This is a genomic window from Streptomyces sp. NBC_00846 (assembly GCF_045207325.1).
GTDB lineage: Bacteria > Actinomycetota > Actinomycetes > Streptomycetales > Streptomycetaceae > Streptomyces.
Genome location: NZ_CP108846.1, coordinates 5,512,494 through 5,531,745 on the forward strand (window position 1 = coordinate 5,512,494; position 19,252 = coordinate 5,531,745).

A 19,252-nucleotide genomic window follows, 5' to 3' on the forward strand; every position below is an offset into this window, starting at 1 on the left:
AAGTACCCGTGATCGTTGCCCGCCCGGCTCTTGTTGCGCTCCCGGCTGTTCGGGCACGGTGACGGACCATGGGACGAGAGCAGTGGAAGAAAATCTGGGTCGGCTCCGCCGGCAACATGGTCGAGTGGTTCGACTGGTTCGTGTACGCGACCTTCGCGGTCTACTTCGCGGACTCGTTCTTTCCCGCGGGCAATGAGACCGCCAACCTCATGAACACCATGGGGATCTTCGCCGTCGGTTTCTTCATGAGGCCCGTCGGCGGCTGGCTGCTCGGCCGGATCGGTGACCGCAGGGGCCGTAAGGCCGCACTCACCCTCACCGTCACCCTCATGTCGGCCTCCGCGATCCTCATCGCCGTCGCGCCGACGTACGACGTCGCGGGCTACGGCGGTGTCGCCGTCCTGCTGGTGGCCCGGCTCCTCCAGGGTCTCTCCGTCGGCGGCGAGTACGCCGCCAGCGCCACGTACCTGACCGAGGCCTCCGCACCCCACCGGCGCGGCTTCGCCTCCAGCTTCCAGTACGTGTCCATGACCGCCGGACAACTCGTCGGCCTCGGCCTCCAGATCGTCCTCCAGCGCAATATGTCCGATGCCGCGCTGCACAGCTGGGGCTGGCGCATCCCGTTCATCGTCGGCGCGCTCGGCGCCGCGATCGTCTTCTACCTGCGCCGCTCGATGCTGGAGACCGAGGTCTACGCGGAGTCCGGCGCCGCCGAGCAGGAGGACCGCGGCACCCTGAAGGCGCTGTGGCAGCACAGACGCGAGGCGTTCCTCGTGATGGCGCTGACCATGGGCGGGACCGTCGCGTACTACACGTACACGACCTACCTCACCAAGTTCCTCTCCAAGAGCGCCGGCATGGAGAAGTCCACCGCCTCGCTCGTCAGCTTCTGCGCCCTGTTCGTCTTCATGTGCATCCAGCCGCTGGCCGGAATGCTCTCCGACCGGATCGGCCGCCGCCCGCTGCTGATCACCTTCGCCGTCGGCTCCACGTTCCTGACCGTGCCGATCATGACGATGCTCAAGCACGCCGGCACCTTCTGGCCCGCCTTCGGCCTGGCGCTCCTCGCCCTGGTCGTCGTCACCGGATACACCTCGATCAACGCCTGCGTGAAGGCCGAACTCTTCCCGACCGGCATCCGCGCCCTGGGCGTCGCCCTCCCGTACGCCATCGCCAACGCGCTCTTCGGCGGCACCGCCGAATACGTGGCGCTCTGGTTCAAGAAGGCCGGCATCGAGTCCGGCTTCTACTGGTACGTCGCGGGGTGTGCCGCGGTCTCCCTGATCGTCTACCTGACCATGCGCGAGACCCGCGACATCGACCTGGGCCGGGTCGGCGCCGGCAAGCCCGGACAGGAACGCTCGGAGCCGTCCGGAGCGACCACCGTCACGCCCGCATCCTGAGACGGGGCAGGGCACGGAGGCGGCCCTGTGCAAGACTGCCTCCGTGCCCTCGTTCGTCATGATTATTGGCAACAGGCGCGCCGGTCCGCAGTGACCGCCCCGTATCACCTACGTGCGGCGCGGCCACCGTGCCCCAGACCCGCGCGCAGACCTCTCGCACCCGCGAGGGGTTTTTTCGTTTTCCGGCCCTCACCTCGGCCGGGGCGAGGCGCGCGGGATGATGGGGGCAAGTGGAGCCAGATCGTCCGGATCCACTCATCCGACAGGAGTCAGACCAGCATGACCACCAAGGCCAAGGCCAGCGACGACAGTTTTCACGTCTTCGACACCACACTGCGCGACGGGGCCCAGCGTGAAGGCATCAACCTGACGGTCGCGGACAAGCTGACCATTGCCCGGCACCTGGACAACTTCGGCGTGGGCTTCATCGAGGGCGGCTGGCCCGGCGCCAACCCCCGGGACACCGAGTTCTTCGCCCGAGCCCAGCAGGAGATCGAGTTCGAGAACGCCCAGCTGGTCGCCTTCGGCGCGACCCGCCGGGCCGGTGGCAAGGCCGCCGAGGACCCCCAGGTCAAGGCACTGCTGGAGTCCGGCGCCCCGGTGATCACGCTGGTCGCCAAGTCCCACGACCGCCATGTGGAACTCGCCCTGCGCACCACCCTCGAAGAGAACCTGGAGATGGTCCGCGACACCGTCTCCTTCCTGCGCGAGCAGGGCCGCCGGGTCTTCGTCGACTGCGAGCACTTCTTCGACGGCTACCGCGCCAACCCCGAGTACGCCAAGGCCGTCGTCCGGGCCGCCGCCGAGGCCGGCGCCGATGTCGTCATCCTCTGCGACACCAACGGCGGCATGCTCCCCGCGCAGGTCACGGCCGTCGTCTCCACCGTGCTTGCCGACACCGGCGCCCGGCTCGGCATCCACGCCCAGGACGACACCGGTTGCGCCGTCGCCAACACCCTGGCCGCCGTCGACGCGGGCGCCACCCACGTCCAGTGCACCGCCAACGGCTACGGCGAACGGGTCGGCAACGCCAACCTCTTCCCCGTCGTCGCCGCCCTGGAACTCAAGTACGGCAAGACCGTCCTCCCCGAGGGTGCGCTCGCCGACATGACCCGCGTCTCCCACGTGATCGCCGAGGTCGTCAATCTGACGCCCTCCACCCACCAGCCCTATGTGGGGGTTTCCGCCTTCGCCCACAAGGCCGGACTGCACGCCTCCGCGATCAAGGTCGACCCGGACCTGTACCAGCACATCGACCCCGCGCTGGTCGGCAACACCATGCGGATGCTGGTCTCCGACATGGCCGGCCGTGCCTCCATCGAGCTCAAGGGCAAGGAGCTCGGCATCGACCTCGGCGGCGACCGCGAACTCGTCGGCCGCGTCGTCGAACGCGTCAAGGAGCGCGAACTCAAGGGCTACACGTACGAGGCCGCCGACGCATCCTTCGAACTGCTGCTGCGCGCCGAGGCCGAGGGCCGGGCACGCAGCTACTTCCGTACCGAGTCCTGGCGCGCCATCGTCGAGGACCGCCCCGACGGGACGCACGCCAACGAGGCGACCGTGAAGCTCTGGGCCAACGGTGAGCGCATCGTCGCCACCGCCGAGGGCAACGGCCCGGTCAACGCACTCGACCGGGCGCTGCGCGTCGCGCTGGAACGGATCTACCCGCAGCTCGCCAAGCTGGAACTGGTCGACTACAAGGTCCGCATCCTCGAAGGCCGCACCGGCACCGAGTCCACCACCCGAGTCCTCATCACCACGGGCGACGGCAGCGGCGACTGGGCGACTGTGGGCGTAGCGGAGAACGTCATCGCGGCCTCCTGGCAGGCGCTGGAGGACGCGTACACGTACGGACTGCTGCGCGCCGGGGTCGAGCCCACGGAGTAGCGGGGGCGCTCCTCGGCCGCCGGACGGGCCCGGCCCCGGGCCCGTCCGGCGGCCGAGGACTGTGAGTCACCGGGTGCGTTCAGAACCTGAACGCATAACGCAACCTGCCCGTACGGGAAATGGGTACGGACCAATGTCGGCGTGAAGTATTGACGGCAGTGTTCCAGCGGGGTTAACTCACGCCGCAACGCCGGTACCGGTTCCGGTACCGGTTTCAGCTCCCTGTCGCGCCTTGTCCTGGAGGCCCCCGATGCGTGTCACCATCGCCGATGTCGCCCGCGAGGCCGGCGTCAGCAAGACGACCGTGTCCCGGGTCATCAACACCAAGGGCGAAGTGGACGTCTCCACGGCCGCCCGTGTTCGTGAAGTGATCGCACAGCTCGGCTATGTGCCCAGCTCGGGCGCCGTCGGACTGGCCCGGGGCAGCAGCCGTACGGTCGGCATGCTGGTGCCCTCGCTCACCTGGCCGTGGATGGGCGAAGTGCTCCAGGGCGTCGTCGACACCGTCGAGGCCGCCGACTACGGACTGCTGCTCTTCACCTGCAACCGGGGTGCCGAGTCCGTGGAGCGCTTCACCAGCCAGGTGTCGGCGCGCGCCTTCGACGGGCTGGTCGTCGTCGAACCCGAGAACACCCTCGACCACCTCACCGCACTGCACCGCGGCGGTCTGCCGATCGTGCTGATCGACGACCGCGGCCACCACCCCGAATTCCCCTCCGTCGTGACCACCAACCGCGAAGGAGGCGCGTCCGCGGCCCGCCATCTGCTGGCCGCCGGACGCATCAGACCCCTGGTCATCACCGGCCCCCAGAACTTCGGCTGCGTACGCGACCGGTTGGACGGATTCCGTACGGTCCTGCCCACCGATCTCGTCGCCCACGGGGACTTCACCGAACGCTGCGGCCGGCTGGCCGTGGAGCAACTCCTCGCCTCCGGAACGGAGTTCGACTCGGTCTTCGCGCACAACGACATCAGCGCGGCAGGCGCGCTGCGGGCGTTGCGGACGGCCGGGCGGTCCGTGCCGGACGACATCGCCGTGGTCGGCTTCGACGACATCCCGATGGCCGAGCACACCGAACCGCCGCTGACCACCGTGCGCCAGCCCACCCGGCAGATGGGTGAGACGGCCGCGCGAATGCTGCTCTCCCACCTCGGTGGCACGACCGTGCCCGACGCACCGGTCGTGTTGCCCACCGAACTGGTCGTGCGCCACTCGGCGCCGTAGCGGTCCGGCCGGCATCCCCGGCCGCCTGCCCCTTCCGCAAGCTCCCGCGCACCACCGGCCCCGCCTGCGCCACTGGTATCGCCCGTACCACTGGCATCACTGGCACTGTCCGCACTATCGACACCGTCGACACCACTGGCACCGGTTGCACCACTGGCACCGTCCGCACTATCGGCACCATCCGCACCGCCCCGTACCGCCTGTACCCGGCGCGCCGAGCGCTGCCCATTTCCCGGATCTCCCAGACCCGCAGTCCCTCATGGAGTCGCCATGTCCGCACGACGTCACGCCACCCTGAGAGCGCTCTCGCTCGCTACCACCGTGGTCGCGCTCGCCGCCGGTTGCTCGTCCGCCAATTCGGGTGCCAACAAAGGGGGCGGTGCCTCCGGCGTGCTGACCCTGGGCAAGCCGGACGGGCCGCAGACCAACAACAGCAATCCATTCCTCAGCACCTCGGCGGGCGCCACGCTCGGCTACCGCTTCATGATCTACGAGCCCCTCGCCATGACGAACCAGATCCGGCCCGCGGACAAGGCCGCCCCCTGGCTCGCGACCGGCTGGAAGTGGGAGTCCAACTTCACCAAGGTCACCTTCACGCTGGACCCCAAGGCCAAGTGGGCCGACGGCAAGCCGCTGACCGCCGAGGACGTCGCGTACACCTTCGACCTCCTGAAGAAGCACCCGGCGCTCAACGGCAACGGCATCCCGTTCGACGGGGTCGCGGTGCAGGGCAAGACGGTCGTCCTGACCTTCAAGGACTCCCAGTACGTCAACCAGAACAAGATCATCCAGCAGTTCGTCGTGCCCAAGCACATCTGGGAAGGCGTCAAGAACCCGGAGACCTGGCCCAACCGCACGCCCGTCGGCTCGGGCCCGTACAAGCTCAAGACGTTCACCCCGCAGACCACCACCCTGACCGCCACGCCCACCTACTGGAAGGGCGAGACCCAGGTCAAGGAGCTGCGCTACACCGCGTACAACGACAACAGCGCGGCGACCACGGCGCTGGCGAGCGGCAAGGTCGAGTGGTCGTTCGTCTTCATGCCGAACTACAAGCAGCTGTTCATCAGCAAGGACCCCAAGAACCACAAGCTGTGGTTCCCGTCCGGGCTCGGCATCCACGGACTGTGGTTCAACACCGCCCGCAAGCCGCTCGACAACCCGGCGCTGCGCAAGGCCATGGCGATGGTCGTCGACCGCAAGGCGATCTACACCCAGGCCGAGGCGACCCTCTACCCGGAGATCACCAACCCGACCGGCATCCCGCTGCCCGCCGGTGAGTCCTTTCTCGCGCCCGAGTACAGGAGCGCCACCACCGCACCGGACGTGGCCGGGGCCAAGAAGATCCTCGCCGACGCCGGGTTCGAGCTCAGCGGCGGAGTGCTGAAGGACCCGAGCGGCAAGCCGGTGCAGCTCACCTTCACCGACCCGGCCGGCTGGAACGACTACATCACCGGGCTCGCGATCATCAAGGACAACATCAAGCAGCTCGGCATCGAGGCCAAGGTCAAGACGCAGACCGCGGAGGCCTGGGGCGCGGACGTCGCCAACGGCAACTTCGACGCAACCCTGCACTGGACCAACAGCGGCGCCACCCCGTACGACATGTACCAGAACATCATGGACGGCGCGCTGCTCCAGCCCGTCGGCAAGGCGTCCCAGCTCGGCAACTTCGGCCGCTTCAAGAACGACCAGGCCACCAAGGCGCTCAAGGACTTCGCCAACGCCACCGAGGACTCCGCCCGCACCACGGCCATGAACACCCTCCAGAAGATCATGGTCGAGCAGGCGCCGGTGATCCCGACGGCCGCCGCCCCCATCGGAGCCGAGTACTCCACGAAGAACTGGGTGGGCTGGCCCACCGAGGCCGACCCGTACGCCCCGCCGCAGCACACCCAGCCGTCCGCGCTGCAGATCGTGCTCCAGCTCGAGCCCGCCAAGTAAGCACGGGGAAACGGACCGGCCATGACCACCACCACCGATCGGACCGGCGACGTCGTGCTCGAAGCACGCGGAGTCACCAAACACTTCCCCGTCCGCCGCACCGGCCGTGATCTCGTCTCCCGCCGGCGCCGCACCGTCCACGCCGTCGACGACGTCTCGCTGCAGCTCCGGCGGGGCACGGTCACGGCCCTGGTGGGGGAGTCGGGCTCCGGGAAGTCCACCGTGGCCAGACTGCTCGCCCAGCTGTATCCGCTCACCGAGGGCGAGATCCGGCTGGCAGGGAAGGCGGTGAAGGCAGGCCGCGGCCGGTCCTTCCGCGCGTACGTACGTCAGGTCCAGCTGATCTTCCAGGACCCGTTCGCCTCGCTCAACCCGGTGCACACCGTGCGCTACCACCTCACCCGGGCACTGGTGATCCACGGCCGGGAGACGAGCGGGGCCGAGCTCGCCGCGCTGCTGGAACGGGTGCAGCTCACCCCTGCCGCGCAGTACCTCGACAAGTTCCCGCACGAGCTGTCGGGGGGACAGCGCCAGCGCGTGGCCATCGCCCGCGCGCTCGGCGCCGACCCCCAGGTCCTGCTCGCCGACGAGCCCGTCTCGATGCTGGACGTCTCGATCCGGCTCGGGGTGCTCAATCTGCTGAAGGACCTCAAGGACCGGCTGCGTCTCGCGATCCTCTACATCACCCACGACATCGCCTCCGCCCGCTACTTCGCGGACACCACGCTGGTGATGTACGCGGGCCGGATCGTCGAGGGTGGCGACAGCGAGACCGTCACCCAGCGCCCCGCTCACCCGTACACCCAGCTCCTCATCGCCTCGGCGCCCGATCCGGACCGGGTGGTCGCCGAGGCGGAGCAGGAGGAGACGGGCAGCGGCGAACCGCCCTCGCTCATCGACCCGCCCGCGGGCTGCCGCTTCCACCCCCGCTGCCCCAAGGCGATGGAGCGCTGCCGCACCGAACCGCCGCCGCGCTTCGACCTCGAAGACGGCCAGTGGGCGGCCTGCTGGCTGTACGCGGACGACGCGCACGGCCCGCACGACGCAGACGGCCCGCACGGCGCGGACGGCCCGGACGACGCAGACGGCCCGCACGGCGCGGAAGCCGCCGATGGCCAGGCGAAGGGGGCCGCGAAGTGAAGTTCCTGCTGCAACGGCTCGCCTTCTACCTGGTCACCGCCTGGGCCGCGATCACCATCAACTTCCTGATTCCGCGCATGATGCCCGGCGACCCCGTCCAGGCGCTCATCTCCCGCTTCCAGGGCCAGCTCGACACCAACGCCGTCAACTCGCTCAAGGCGCTCTTCGGCCTCGACAAGCACCAGTCGCTCTGGCAGCAGTACACCGACTACTGGTCGCATCTGCTCGACGGCGACCTCGGGCTCTCCTTTACCTTCTTCCCGACGCCGGTCAGCGAGGTGATCGCCCAGTCGCTGCCGTGGACGCTCGCGCTCGTCGGCGTCACCACCCTGATCAGCTTCGTGCTCGGCACGGGCATCGGGGTCTTCACCGGCTGGCGGCGCGGCTCCTGGATGGACAGCCTGCTGCCCGTCACCACGTTCATCTCGGCCATCCCGTACTTCTGGCTGGGGCTCATCGCCATCGCGCTGTTCGCCGTGAAGTGGCCGCTCTTCCCGGCTGCCGGCGGCTACGACAGTTCGCTCGTGCCCGCCTTCGACTGGCCGTTCATCTCCAGCGCGCTCCGCCACGCGGTGCTGCCCGGTCTCACGATCGTGCTCAGCGCGGTGGCCGGCTGGATCCTCGGCATGCGGAACATGATGGTGACGGTGTCCTCCGAGGACTACGTCATGGTCGCCCAGGCCAAGGGGCTCTCCGAGCGCCGGGTGATGTTCGGATACGCCGCACGCAACGCGATCCTCCCCAACATCTCCGGCTTCGCCCTCTCGCTGGGCTTCATCGTCGGCGGCACGCTGCTGGTGGAGATGGTCTTCTCCTACCCCGGCATCGGCTACCAGCTCTTCCAGGGCGTGGGCGCGAAGGACTACCCCCTGATGCAGGGCGTCTTCCTGATCATCACGCTCTCCGTCCTCGCGGCGAACCTCCTCGCCGATGTGCTCTACATGGTCCTCGACCCCCGTACCCGAAGGGAGGCCTAGGGCATGGCCGTCACCGCAGCCGAGGTCGCCGTGATCGACGCGACCGAGACCCCGGCACCCAGCAGACGCCGCCTGCGTTTCCTGCGCGGCCGCAAGACCGTCATCGGCCTCGGCATCCTGTCGTTCTTCGTCGTGATCGCGGTCATCGGGCCGTGGATCGCACCGTACGACCCGGACACCATGAGCAACGAGCTGCTCCAGCCACCCTCCGGCGCCCACTGGTTCGGTACCACGCAGACCGGTCAGGACGTGCTCTCACAGATCCTCGTCGGCACCCGGGGCGTCCTGGTCGTCGGCTTCGTCGCCGGGATCTTCGCGACGATCCTCTCGGTGATCGTCGGGGTCAGCGCCGGATTCCTCGGCGGCACGGCCGACGAAGTGCTCTCGGTGCTCTCCAACGTCTTCCTGGTCATCCCGGGACTTCCGCTGATCATCATCATCGCCAGCTTCGTCTCCGACGCGGGCGACCTGCTGATCGCCACCGTCATCGCCTTCACCTCCTGGGCGTGGGGAGCGCGGGTGCTGCGCGCGCAGACGCTGTCGCTGCGCCGCCGGGACTACGTCGAAGCGGCCCGCGCCACCGGCGAGTCCACCTGGCGGATCATCTTCTTCGAGATCCTGCCGAACCTGACGGCCGTCATCGCCTCCGGCTTCGTCGGCACGGTCATCTTCGCCATCCTCTCCGAGATCACCCTCGCCTTCATCGGCGTCGCGGACATCTCCCACTGGAACTGGGGGACCGTCCTGTTCTGGGCGCAGTCCAACCAGGCCCTGGCCCAGGGCGCGTGGTGGTGGTTCGTCCCCGCTGGGCTCTGCATCGCGCTGCTCGGCATGTCGCTCGCCCTGATCAACTTCGGCATCGACGAGTTCGTCAACCCGCGCCTGCGTACGGAGACGGGCGCGTCCGGGAAGGTCCGGATGCGGGTCGGCTTCACCCCCGTGGCACGCGGTACGCACGATGCCGCGGCGCGCGGCACGCACGACAAGGAGACCCGCTCATGAGCAGCGAGCCCGTCCTCAGCATCCGTGGTCTGAACGTGGACTACGGCACCGGGGACGACGCCGTGCACGCGCTGCGCGACATCGACCTCACCCTGTACCGGGGCGAGGTCCTGGGCCTGGCGGGCGAGTCCGGGTCCGGCAAGTCCACGCTGGCGTACGCCGTCACCCGGCTGCTCTCGCCGCCCGGGGTGATCACCGGCGGCGAGGTCCACTACCACCGGCGGGACGGCGAGGCGCTCGACCTGCTGACCCTGTCGGCCCCCGAGCTGAGGGCCTTCCGCTGGCAGGAGCTGTCGATCGTCTTCCAGGGCGCGATGAACTCGCTCAACCCGGTGCACACGGTCCACAGCCAGCTCACCGACGTACTCAAGGCCCACCGACCCGAGCTGAAGCGGCCCGAACGGACCGACCGGGCCAAGGAGTTGCTGGGCCTGGTCGGCATCTCCGCCGACCGACTCGCCGCCTACCCGCACCAGCTCTCCGGCGGGATGCGCCAGCGGGTGATGATCGCGATGGCGCTCGCGCTGGAGCCCGAGATCGTCATCATGGACGAACCGACGACGGCCCTGGACGTCGTCATGCAGCGCCAGATCCTGCGCCAATTGGTCAGGCTCCGCGAGGAGCTGGGCTTCTCGGTCGTTTTCATCACCCACGACATCTCGCTGCTGATCGAGTTCTCCGACCGGATCGCGATCATGTACGGCGGCCGGATCGTCGAGGTGGCCGGCGCCTCCGCCATCTATCAGGACCCCCACCACCCGTACAGCGATGGCCTGTTGCACTCCTTCCCGGCGCTGCACGGCCCCCGCCGCGAACTCACCGGCATCCCCGGCTCGCCCCCGCACCTGACCGCGATGCCCGCCGGCTGCGCCTTCCACCCCCGCTGCGGCAAGGCGCTCGACGCCTGCGCCGCCCATGTCCCGGTGCTCGCCGCGCCGGACGGAGACGACTCACGCACGGTGGCATGCTGGCTCCACCGGCCGGCCCCCGACGCCGCGACGCCACCCCGTTCGTAGCGGCTCCACGCGACCCACGCGACCCACGCGACTCCACGCGACCCACACGGCTCCACGCGACCCACACGGCTCCACGCGACTCCACGTGGCTCCACGCGGCTCCACGCGACCCACACGGCTCCACGCGACTCCACGCGACTCCACGCGACCCACGCACACCACAGGAGACCCATGAACATCGTCACCCCGCAGGCATACGCGCGCGAGATCGCCGCCGAGGCCGTCCCGGGCCTGCCCGCCGACTTCCGCTGGGGCGTCGCCACCGCCGCCTACCAGATCGAGGGAGCGGCCGCCGAGGACGGCCGGACCCCGTCCATCTGGGACACGTACTGCAGGGTGCCGGGCATGGTCGTCCGCGGCGAGAACGGCGATGTCGCCTGCGACCACTACCACCGGATGCCCGAGGACGTGCGGCTGATCGCGGACCTGGGCGTCGACACGTACCGGTTCTCGCTCGCCTGGCCGCGCATCCAGCCGGGCGGCCGGGGCCCGGCCAACGCGAAGGGCCTGGACTTCTACCAGCGGCTCGTCGACGAGCTGGAGTCCAGGGGCATCACGCCGTGGATCACCCTCTACCACTGGGACCTCCCGCAGGAGCTGGAGGACGCGGGCGGCTGGCCGGCCCGTGACACGGCCTACCGTTTCGCCGAGTACGCCGCCCTCGCCTACGACGCGCTCGGTGACCGGGTCAAGCACTGGACGACGCTGAACGAGCCCTGGTGCTCGGCCATGCTCGGTTACGCGTACGGCAACCAGGCCCCCGGCCGGAAGAACTTCGGCGACGCGATCCACGCCGTCCACCATCTGCTCCTCGGCCACGGCCTCGCCGCGCGGGCCATCCGCGAGACGGCCGTCGCCCGCGGCAACGAGCTCGAACTCGGCATCACGCTCAACCTCGGCACCGCCACCCCCGAGACCGACAGCCACGAGGACGCCGAAGCCTGCCGCCGTGCCGACGGCCTCGGCCGCCGCTTCTACCTCGACCCGATCGTCAAGGGCGCGTACCCCGAGGACGTCACCGCCGACCTTGCCCTGCAGAACGTCGAACTCCCGGTAGAGAAGGGAGACCTGGCTGTCATCTCCACCCCGATCGACGTCCTCGGTGTCAACTTCTACCGGGGCACGCTCTTCTCCGGCTTCACCCAGGAGGGCTCCCCGGTGGACGCCGACGGCCTGCCCGTCACCCGTGGTGTGGAGCGCGACCTGCCGCGTACCGCGATGGACTGGGAGATCACCCCCACCGCCCTCACGGACCTGCTGGTGAACCTGGAGAGGGACTACGGCGTCCCGACGGTCATCACCGAGAACGGTGCCGCGTTCGACGACACCGTCTCCGAGGACGGACAGATCCACGACGCCGACCGCACCACCTATCTCGCCGACCACATCACCGCCGTGGCCGCGGCCCGCTCCGAAGGGGCGGATGTCAGGGGCTACTTCGCCTGGTCGCTGATGGACAACTTCGAATGGTCCTACGGCTACGACAAGCGGTTCGGCATCGTCCGCGTCGACTACGACACGCAGGAGCGGACGCTGAAGGACAGCGCCAAGTGGTACCGCGACACGATCCGCCTCACCCGCGACGCGTAGTCCGGTCGGCGCGCGGGAAGCCGGCTCGTGTGGGTGACCGCGCAGGCGTCATCCCCGTGGGTTAGCTTCGAGATATGCGGAACGGGATGTTCCTGACCTTGCTGGCAGGCCTGCTGCTGATTCTGTCGGTGGTCGTGCTCGCCGATGCGTCGACCGCTGCACCCGCCGCGGTCGGTGCATCGACCATCAACGATGTCGCGCAGGCGCTGCGCAAGAACCCGGTGTACGTCGACCCGGCCGCCACCGCCCAGCTCTCCCCGGGCCAGGCGGCCGCCCTGACGAAGAAGATCAAGGACGCCGACAAGCCCGTGTTCGTGGTCGTACTCCCGCGGACCCCGGCGTTCCCCGAGCAGAGCCTGCTCACCACCCTGCGCGCGGACACCGGCATCACCGGCGTCTACGCGGTTCGTCTCGGCAACGGGTTCGACGCCGGCGCCGACCCGCGGGTGATGTCCACCCGAACGGTCCAGAACCTGACCGCCGCGGTCAAGGCGCCCGGCACGGACATCGATGCCGCGACCCAGCTGAACGCCTTCGTGGACCGGGCCGTCGAACAGGCCCGGGGCAGGGCCCCCGCCTCCTGGAGCGGCTCCTCGGCGGGCAGCGGACCGTCGTCCGTCGTCGGACTGATCACGGCTGCCGCGATCCTGGTGCTGGGCGCCGGTACGGCGTACACGCTCTTCCGGCGCAACCGGAAGCGCAAGGAGGACGAGGAGCGGGCCGCGCTCGACAAGCTCCGCCTCGTCGTGGACGAGGACATCACCGCGTACGGCGAAACCCTGGACCGGCTGGACTTCCACCCCGCCGAGCCGGGCGCCGACGACGTCATGCGCGGCGACTACGAGCGGGCACTCGACTCCTACGAGGGCGCGAAGACCCGCATGTCCCGGGCCCGGCGCCCGTCGGACGTGCGCGGGGTCACCCAGGCCCTGGAGGACGGCCGGTTCTCCCTCGCGGTCCTTCAGGCCCGCCGCACCGGCACCGAGCCGCCCGCCCGCCGCCCGCCGTGCTTCTTCGACCCGCGCCACGGCCCCTCGGTCGCCGACGCCCGGTGGTCCCCGTCCGGCGGCACGGCCCGCGAGGTCCCGGTCTGCGCGGCGGACGAGATCCGGCTGCGCGAGGGCGAGGAACCGCTGAGCCGCACCGTCGACACGGGTGACGGCCGCCGCCGCCCGTACTGGGAGGCGGGCCCGGCGTACGGCCCCTGGGCGGGCGGCTACTTCGGCGGCGGTCTGCTCCCCGGCCTGCTGGCCGGCACGGTCCTCGGCTCGATGCTGTCCTCCCCGGCGTACGCGGACGAGTACGGCGGCGGGGACTTCGGCTCCGGCGGTGACTGGAGCGGCGGTGACGTCTCCGGTTCCGACTTCGACGGCGGGGGCTTCGACGGCGGCGGCTTCGGCGGGGGAGGTGACCTCGGGGGCGGCGGCGGATTCGACGGGGGCGGGTTCTGAGCCGTTGATCAGCGACCTCTCGGGCAGGGGCGATTCATGCTAGACCTGAAGTCATGTGTGGTATCGGCCGATTTCGGGCTAGGCTGCGGCGCACCGTCCGGCGACCACAGCGGCACGATGGGGGGCGCTCGGGCCAAGCTCCCGCTGCGCCGCCCTACCGGAACACGACTCACTGCTCCCCGGGGAGCGAACTGCGCGCGCTGTTCAGCGTGCGCACCCTGGCGGGCCAGGTCTTCTGCCTCGTGCTCGCGCTCGTACTGCTGCTCGTCGTCGCCGCCGCGATCGCGCTGGTGGTGCAGAGCCGCCGCGACAGCCTGCAGGAGGCCAAGCTGCGCACCCTGAGCGTGGCCCGGACATTCGCCGACTCGCCGGGGATCGTGGAGGCGCTGGGCACCAAGGACCCCACGGCGATCCTGCAGCCACACGCGGAGGAGACCCGCAAGGAGGCCCATGTCGATTACGTCATCGTGGTGAGCGTCCACGGCATCCGCTACACCCACCCCGACCCCGCGCTGATCGGCAAGCACGTCATCGGCCCGTACAAGGAGGCCCTGGCGGGTCATGCCTTCGCCCGGAGCTTCCGCGGCAGCCAGGGGCCCTCGGTCAACTCGGTGGTGCCTGTCGACCGGCCCGACGGGAAGGTCGTTGGCGCGGTGTCCGTCGGGCTCACCGACAAGTCGGTGAACATGGTGGCCGACCGGTCCATCCCGCTCAGTGCCGCCGCGGCGGTGGTCGCCGCGGCGATCACCACGGGCGGCGCGGCGCTCGTGAGCAGACGGCTGCGCCGTCAGACGCACGGCCTCGGACCCGCAGAGATGACCCGGATGTACGAGCACCACGACGCGGTGCTGCACGCGGTCCGCGAGGGCGTCCTCATCGTCGGGGCCGACCACCGGCTGATGCTCGCCAACGACGAGGCCCGCAGACTCCTCGACCTCCCGCCGGACGCGGAGGGCCGCGCGGTCCCGGACCTCGGGCTGCCCCCGGCCACCGCGGAGCTGCTCGTCTCCGGCCGTACCACCACCGACGAGGTGCTGCGCAGCGGCAACCGGCTGCTGGCCGTCAGCCTCCGCCCGGCGGACACGCGCGGCGCACCCCGGAGCACCGTGGCGACCCTGCGGGACACCACCGATCTCAGTGCGATCTCGGGCCGGGCGGAACTCGTGCACGAACGCCTGCTGCTCCTCTACGAGGCCGGTGCCCGGATCGGTACCACCCTCGACGTGACGCGGACGGCCCAGGAGCTCGCGGACGTGGCGATCCCCGGATTCGCCGACGTCGCCACCGTCGACCTCGCTCCCCCCACCGTCCCCGGGGAGAGACCGGCCACGGAGACCGGATACCCACTGGACATGCGCCGTACCGCGATCGCCGCCGCGGACCCGGACCAGCCCCTGTTCCCGGTCGGACGAGAGGTCGGCTTCGCTCCCAACAGGACCAGGGCCAAGCGCGTGAACATCGCGGAGACCGGGTTCGGCATGGAAGTGATCACCGCGCTGGGCTGGCGGCACTGGTCCACCGAGCGTGCCAGGGACATCTTGGACTACGGATTCCACTCGGTGATCTCCGTACCACTGCACGCACGTGGATTCATTCTGGGCCTGGCCAACTTCTGGCGCGCGGGCGACAGGGCCCCGTTCGACGCCGACGACGAGTCCTTCGCCGAAGAGCTGGTGGCACGGGCGGCCGTCAGCCTGGACAACGCCCGCCGGTACACACGCGAGCACGAAATGGCCGTGACACTGCAACGCAGCCTGCTGCCCCGCGACCTGCCCGAACAGAACGCCCTCGATGTGGCCTACCGCTATCTGCCGGCGCGCGCCGAGGTGGGCGGCGACTGGTACGACGTGATCCCGCTGTCGGGCGCCCGCGTGGCGCTGGTCGTCGGTGACGTGGTCGGCCAGGGACTGCACGCAGCCGCCACCATGGGGCGGCTGCGAACCGCCATCCACAACTTCTCCACGCTGGACCTCCCGCCCGACGAACTCCTCGGACATCTCGACGAACTGGTCAGCCGGATCGACCAGGACGAAGCTGCCGGCAGCGGCGTCGAGATCGCCGGAGGCACCTGCCTGTACGCGATCTACGACGCGGTCTCCGGGAACTGCTCGGTGGCCCGGGCCGGCCATCCCGGGCCGGTACTGGTCCTGCCCGACGGCACCGTGGAGTTCTCCGAGGTTCCGGTCGGTCAGCCCCTCGGTATCGGCGGTATGCCGTTCGAGGCGGCCGACTTCCACGTACCCGAGGGGAGCCGTCTGGTCCTCTACACGGACGGCCTCGTCGAACGGCGCGACCAGGACATCGACACCGGACTGGAGCTGCTGCGCGACTCCCTCGCGGGTCGCGACCGGACACCGGAGGAGACCTGCGACGACGTGCTCGCCGCGATGCTGCCCGGCCAGCCGAGCGACGACGTGGCCCTCCTCGTGGCCCGTACCCGCACACTCGATCCCGACCAGGTCGCGCGGTGGGCCGTCGCCACCGATCCGGCGGCCGTCGCCGGAGTCCGAAAGAACGTCACCCAGTGGCTCGCCGACCGCGGCCTGGACGAGGAGGCGTTCACCACCGAACTCATCCTGAGCGAGCTGGTCACCAACGCGGTGCGCTACGGCACCGGACCGATCGAGGTCCGCCTGCTCTACGACCGCAACCTGATCTGCGAAGTGTCCGACACCAGCAACACCTCACCGCATCTGCGCTACGCGGCGACGACGGACGAGGGCGGCCGGGGCCTGTTCCTCGTCGCCCAGTTCGCCGAGCGCTGGGGCACCCGCTACACCGAGACGGGCAAGGTGATCTGGTCGGAGCAGACGGTCGGCGAACCGGAGACGGACGAGGGGGCTTGAAGCGCGTCGCGGAAGGCCGTGGACGTTGTTGCCCGACATGCCTGCGGAGAGCGGCCGTGACACGCTGAAACGGGGGGTCAGGCCGGTCGCGGCACCGCTGGGCCGGAACGACGGCTCTGCCACCCGAGGAGATCGAAATGGCCAGTGAAACCACCGGACCCGGAGCGAGCAGCACGAACCCGAGCCCCACGCACGCGCCCGTATCCGGTACCACCGCCTTTGCGGCGGTCCTGATGGTCGTCGGCGGAGCGATGGCGATCTTCGAGGGGGTCGCGGCCCTCGCGAAGGAGCATTTGTTCGTCGTGACGCGCCACTACCTGTTCGAGTTCAGCCTGACGGGCTGGGGCTGGGTCCACCTCATTCTGGGCATCGCTCTCGTCCTCGCCGGCCTTGCCGTGTTCGGCGGAGCCCTGTGGGGGCGCTTTTTCGGTGTCGCAGTCGCCGGCCTGGGCGCGATCGCCAACTTCCTGTGGCTGCCGTACTACCCCTTGTGGGCCTTGGTGCTGATCGTCATCAACATCCTCGTCGCCTGGGCGCTGTGCATGGGCATGCACCGGGAAGCGGACGCGGGCCTGACGGCCTGACCCGCGTCTGCCCGCGTCAGGCCGAGAACGCGCCCCCTGCCTCACGGAAGGTGGCGAGCTGTGCGCAGGCGCCCCACGACGCAGGCGCCCCACGACGCCGAGCGCCCGCCTTCCGCCCCAGGCGGGGGAGGGGAAGGCGGGCGCGCTCGGGTTCGGCGTGAGCCGGAAAGCGTCAGGCCTGCGGTGCGGCGGCCTTGATGGCGGAGATGTCGAAGTTGAGCTTGACCTTGTCGCTGACCATGACGCCGCCGGTCTCCAGCGCGGCGTTCCAGGTCAGGCCCCAGTCGGAGCGCAGGATGTCCGCGCTGCCCTCGAAGCCGACGCGCTCGTTGCCGTAGACGTCGGTGGCGGAGCCGTTGAACTCCAGGTCGATGGCGAGGGGGCGCGTGACGTCCTTGATGGTGAGGTCGCCGGCGACGCGGTACTTGTCGCCGCCGAGCTGCTCGGCCTGCGTGGAGCGGAACGTCATGAGGGGGAACTTCTCGGCGTCGAAGAAGTCGCCGCTGACCAGGTGGCCGTCGCGGTCGGCGATGCCGGTGTCGACGCTGGCGATCCTGACGTCGATGGAGGCGGCGGAGTTCGCGGGGTTGCGGCCGTCGAGCTTCAGGCTGCCCTCGTGCTCACCGAAGGAACCGCGCACGTTGGTGACCATGGCGTGGCGCACGGTGAAGCCGATGCTGGTGTGCGCCGGGTCGATCGTGTAATCACCGGTGAGGGCGGCCAGGGCCGGGTCCACGGCAGGGGTGGTGGCGGACGGGGCGTTGTTGTTCTTGCGGTTGAACAGAGCCATGGCTCCTCCTCGGGGGACGTGATCGAGTGGCGATCGAAGTATTTGTTTAACCTTCAACGAGATTGACTGTAGCGCGGTCAAGTTCAAAGTTCAACATCAGGGGTGGATTGTTGTGAAAGAAGGGTCGTTCGCCGCCTCCCCCTCTGGCGACGCGCGTAGAACTCGGGCAGTATTCCCGTGCCCATACTTGTCATGAGCAGGAGGAGTCCCCCCATGGTGTCCCGTATGACCCTGCGCCCCGTCCTGACCGCCCTCGCCCTCGTCCTCGGCGTCCTCTTCGCCCCCGGCGTCGGTGTCCTCGGTGGCGGTGCCACCCAGGCCCACGCCGACACGAAGCTCACCCACGCCCAGGCCACCGCCCGGTTCAGCTCCTCCGGGATCACCTGGTCGTCCTCCGGCGGCTGCTCCAACCGCAACGTCGCCACCTGCACCTCGTTCGACCAGCTCAACCTGGCCACCGCCCGGGGCGCCCAGACCCTCAAGAGCGCCACGGGCTGCGCGCTGAACATCACCGGCGGCACCGAGACGGGCCACGCCAGCGGTACGTACTCGCACTGGAACGGCTACAAGCTCGACTTCGGCAAGTCCACCTGTCTCACCGACTACGTCCACGGTGTCTTCGCCTACATCGGGCTGCGCGGTGACGGCGCACCTCAGTACAAGTCCGGATCCGGCAACATCTACGCGGACGAGGGCAACCACTGGGACGTGACGTACTACAACTGCGGCGGCTGCTGACTTCCGCGCCGCGGGCGTCAGTTCGTGCGGGTGCCCCGTTCGCCGGACGGGGCACCCCCACGGGTGCGATCACGTCGGCAACGAGCCGACGGTCACCACTGCTTGGTCCGAGCAATGAGCCGGGTGCCGTTCCTTGGGAAGATGTCTCGTCGCCGGAGACGGCGCGGCTGCCGGTGCGCGAAGGAGGCCATCGCGGTTCGGTCAGCCAGTTCGGCGGGAGCGGGAGCGGGCCAGCCAACCGAGGGTGACGGCGATCAGGCCTACCAGCATGGCGACGTAGGCGCCGCCCAGCCCGTTGCCGGTGCCGAGACCACCATCGGCGGTGGCCGCGACCGACCCGCCGACGACCACGGCGATCAGCCCCGCCACGAGAGCCGTGACGGCCCCGTTCCGCCGGGCCCAGGTGCCGATGTGCCCCTGACCGGTGTGGCGGGCCAGAGCCAGGCCGCCATTGACCGCGCCGAGAAGGCCGACCAGCGCGGCCAAGGACGCTCCGACGCGGCCGGCGCTCAGGGTGTAGACGCTTGCGGCGACCGGCTGGACGGAGGGGTCCGCGGCCGCCGGTTCGGCGAGCACGAGACCGCTGATCAGGGCGGCTCCGGCCACGGCAAGCACAGTGCGGACTGACATGAGGTGCTCCTTCTCCTCACGGGAACTGG

15 protein-coding genes are annotated in these 19,252 nt (G+C 69.8%); 13 read left to right on the plus strand and 2 right to left on the minus strand.

Features of this window, described 5'->3' with window-relative positions; translation table 11 throughout:
- Window positions 1-68: 68 nt before the first annotated feature.
- The 12 genes from OG936_RS25405 to OG936_RS25460 all read left to right on the plus strand — a co-directional run bounded on the left by OG936_RS25405 (window position 69) and on the right by OG936_RS25460 (window position 17,065).
- A complete protein-coding gene (locus OG936_RS25405; protein ID WP_406497701.1) occupies window positions 69-1,403 on the plus strand; it encodes an MFS transporter in 1,335 nt (444 codons plus the stop codon).
- Window positions 1,404-1,682: 279 nt separating this feature from the next.
- Window positions 1,683-3,290, plus strand: a complete 1,608-nt coding sequence (gene cimA, locus OG936_RS25410) for a citramalate synthase (RefSeq protein WP_406497703.1) — start codon at window positions 1,683-1,685, stop codon at window positions 3,288-3,290.
- A gap of 250 nt (window positions 3,291-3,540) precedes the next feature.
- On the plus strand, window positions 3,541-4,515 hold the full coding sequence (locus OG936_RS25415; protein WP_406497705.1) for a LacI family DNA-binding transcriptional regulator: 975 nt from the start codon (window positions 3,541-3,543) through the stop codon (window positions 4,513-4,515).
- A 270-nt stretch (window positions 4,516-4,785) separates the two neighbouring features.
- Window positions 4,786-6,459: an ABC transporter substrate-binding protein gene (locus OG936_RS25420; protein ID WP_406497706.1), complete on the plus strand. Its 1,674-nt coding sequence runs from the start codon at window positions 4,786-4,788 to the stop codon at window positions 6,457-6,459.
- Window positions 6,460-6,480: 21 nt separating this feature from the next.
- Window positions 6,481-7,599: an ABC transporter ATP-binding protein gene (locus OG936_RS25425; RefSeq protein WP_406497708.1), complete on the plus strand. Its 1,119-nt coding sequence runs from the start codon at window positions 6,481-6,483 to the stop codon at window positions 7,597-7,599.
- A complete protein-coding gene (locus tag OG936_RS25430) occupies window positions 7,596-8,576 on the plus strand; it encodes an ABC transporter permease (protein ID WP_406497709.1) in 981 nt (326 codons plus the stop codon). The genes OG936_RS25425 and OG936_RS25430 overlap by 4 nt, the downstream gene beginning before the upstream one ends.
- Window positions 8,577-8,579: 3 nt before the next feature.
- Window positions 8,580-9,578 carry an ABC transporter permease gene (locus tag OG936_RS25435; protein WP_406497711.1) on the plus strand — a complete coding sequence of 333 codons (999 nt, stop codon included), beginning with the start codon at window positions 8,580-8,582 and terminating at the stop codon, window positions 9,576-9,578.
- Window positions 9,575-10,594 carry an ABC transporter ATP-binding protein gene (locus tag OG936_RS25440; protein WP_406497713.1) on the plus strand — a complete coding sequence of 340 codons (1,020 nt, stop codon included), beginning with the start codon at window positions 9,575-9,577 and terminating at the stop codon, window positions 10,592-10,594. The genes OG936_RS25435 and OG936_RS25440 overlap by 4 nt, the downstream gene beginning before the upstream one ends.
- A gap of 171 nt (window positions 10,595-10,765) precedes the next feature.
- Window positions 10,766-12,184: a GH1 family beta-glucosidase gene (locus OG936_RS25445; protein WP_406497714.1), complete on the plus strand. Its 1,419-nt coding sequence runs from the start codon at window positions 10,766-10,768 to the stop codon at window positions 12,182-12,184.
- Window positions 12,185-12,258: 74 nt separating this feature from the next.
- Window positions 12,259-13,635 carry a hypothetical protein gene (locus OG936_RS25450; protein WP_406497716.1) on the plus strand — a complete coding sequence of 459 codons (1,377 nt, stop codon included), beginning with the start codon at window positions 12,259-12,261 and terminating at the stop codon, window positions 13,633-13,635.
- 53 nt (window positions 13,636-13,688) lie between these two features.
- The gene (locus OG936_RS25455; protein WP_406497718.1) at window positions 13,689-16,481 is read left to right on the plus strand and encodes a SpoIIE family protein phosphatase; all 2,793 of its coding nucleotides are present in this window, start codon (window positions 13,689-13,691) and stop codon (window positions 16,479-16,481) included.
- Window positions 16,482-16,618: 137 nt separating this feature from the next.
- A complete protein-coding gene (locus OG936_RS25460) occupies window positions 16,619-17,065 on the plus strand; it encodes a hypothetical protein (protein ID WP_406497719.1) in 447 nt (148 codons plus the stop codon).
- A 172-nt stretch (window positions 17,066-17,237) separates the two neighbouring features.
- Here the strand turns inward: OG936_RS25460 and OG936_RS25465 are convergent, their stop codons facing one another.
- Window positions 17,238-17,855 carry a YceI family protein gene (locus OG936_RS25465; protein WP_406497721.1) on the minus strand — a complete coding sequence of 206 codons (618 nt, stop codon included), beginning with the start codon at window positions 17,853-17,855 and terminating at the stop codon, window positions 17,238-17,240.
- Window positions 17,856-18,068: 213 nt separating this feature from the next.
- Between OG936_RS25465 and OG936_RS25470 the strand changes: the two genes are divergently transcribed.
- A complete protein-coding gene (locus OG936_RS25470) occupies window positions 18,069-18,593 on the plus strand; it encodes a hypothetical protein (RefSeq protein WP_406497723.1) in 525 nt (174 codons plus the stop codon).
- A gap of 201 nt (window positions 18,594-18,794) precedes the next feature.
- On the opposite strand, the gene OG936_RS25475 is transcribed toward OG936_RS25470, so the two are convergent.
- Complete coding sequence (locus tag OG936_RS25475; RefSeq protein ID WP_406497724.1) at window positions 18,795-19,223, minus strand: DUF6223 family protein; 429 nt, start codon at window positions 19,221-19,223, stop codon at window positions 18,795-18,797.
- Between the last annotated feature and the right edge of the window lie 29 nt (window positions 19,224-19,252).

Bases quoted from the DNA above. Each gene is read 5' to 3' on its own strand.
- OG936_RS25415 (WP_406497705.1), top strand. From the start codon at position 3,541: ATGCGTGTCACCATCGCCGATGTCGCCCGCGAGGCCGGCGTCAGCAAG.
- OG936_RS25435 (WP_406497711.1), top strand. From the start codon at position 8,580: ATGGCCGTCACCGCAGCCGAGGTCGCCGTGATCGACGCGACCGAGACC.
- OG936_RS25420 (WP_406497706.1), top strand. From the start codon at position 4,786: ATGTCCGCACGACGTCACGCCACCCTGAGAGCGCTCTCGCTCGCTACC.
- OG936_RS25470 (WP_406497723.1), top strand. From the start codon at position 18,069: ATGGTGTCCCGTATGACCCTGCGCCCCGTCCTGACCGCCCTCGCCCTC.
- OG936_RS25460 (WP_406497719.1), top strand. From the start codon at position 16,619: ATGGCCAGTGAAACCACCGGACCCGGAGCGAGCAGCACGAACCCGAGC.
- OG936_RS25465 (WP_406497721.1), bottom strand. From the start codon at position 17,855: ATGGCTCTGTTCAACCGCAAGAACAACAACGCCCCGTCCGCCACCACC.
- OG936_RS25455 (WP_406497718.1), top strand. From the start codon at position 13,689: ATGTGTGGTATCGGCCGATTTCGGGCTAGGCTGCGGCGCACCGTCCGG.
- OG936_RS25405 (WP_406497701.1), top strand. From the start codon at position 69: ATGGGACGAGAGCAGTGGAAGAAAATCTGGGTCGGCTCCGCCGGCAAC.
- OG936_RS25440 (WP_406497713.1), top strand. From the start codon at position 9,575: ATGAGCAGCGAGCCCGTCCTCAGCATCCGTGGTCTGAACGTGGACTAC.
- OG936_RS25475 (WP_406497724.1), bottom strand. From the start codon at position 19,223: ATGTCAGTCCGCACTGTGCTTGCCGTGGCCGGAGCCGCCCTGATCAGC.
- cimA (WP_406497703.1), top strand. From the start codon at position 1,683: ATGACCACCAAGGCCAAGGCCAGCGACGACAGTTTTCACGTCTTCGAC.
- OG936_RS25425 (WP_406497708.1), top strand. From the start codon at position 6,481: ATGACCACCACCACCGATCGGACCGGCGACGTCGTGCTCGAAGCACGC.
- OG936_RS25450 (WP_406497716.1), top strand. From the start codon at position 12,259: ATGCGGAACGGGATGTTCCTGACCTTGCTGGCAGGCCTGCTGCTGATT.
- OG936_RS25445 (WP_406497714.1), top strand. From the start codon at position 10,766: ATGAACATCGTCACCCCGCAGGCATACGCGCGCGAGATCGCCGCCGAG.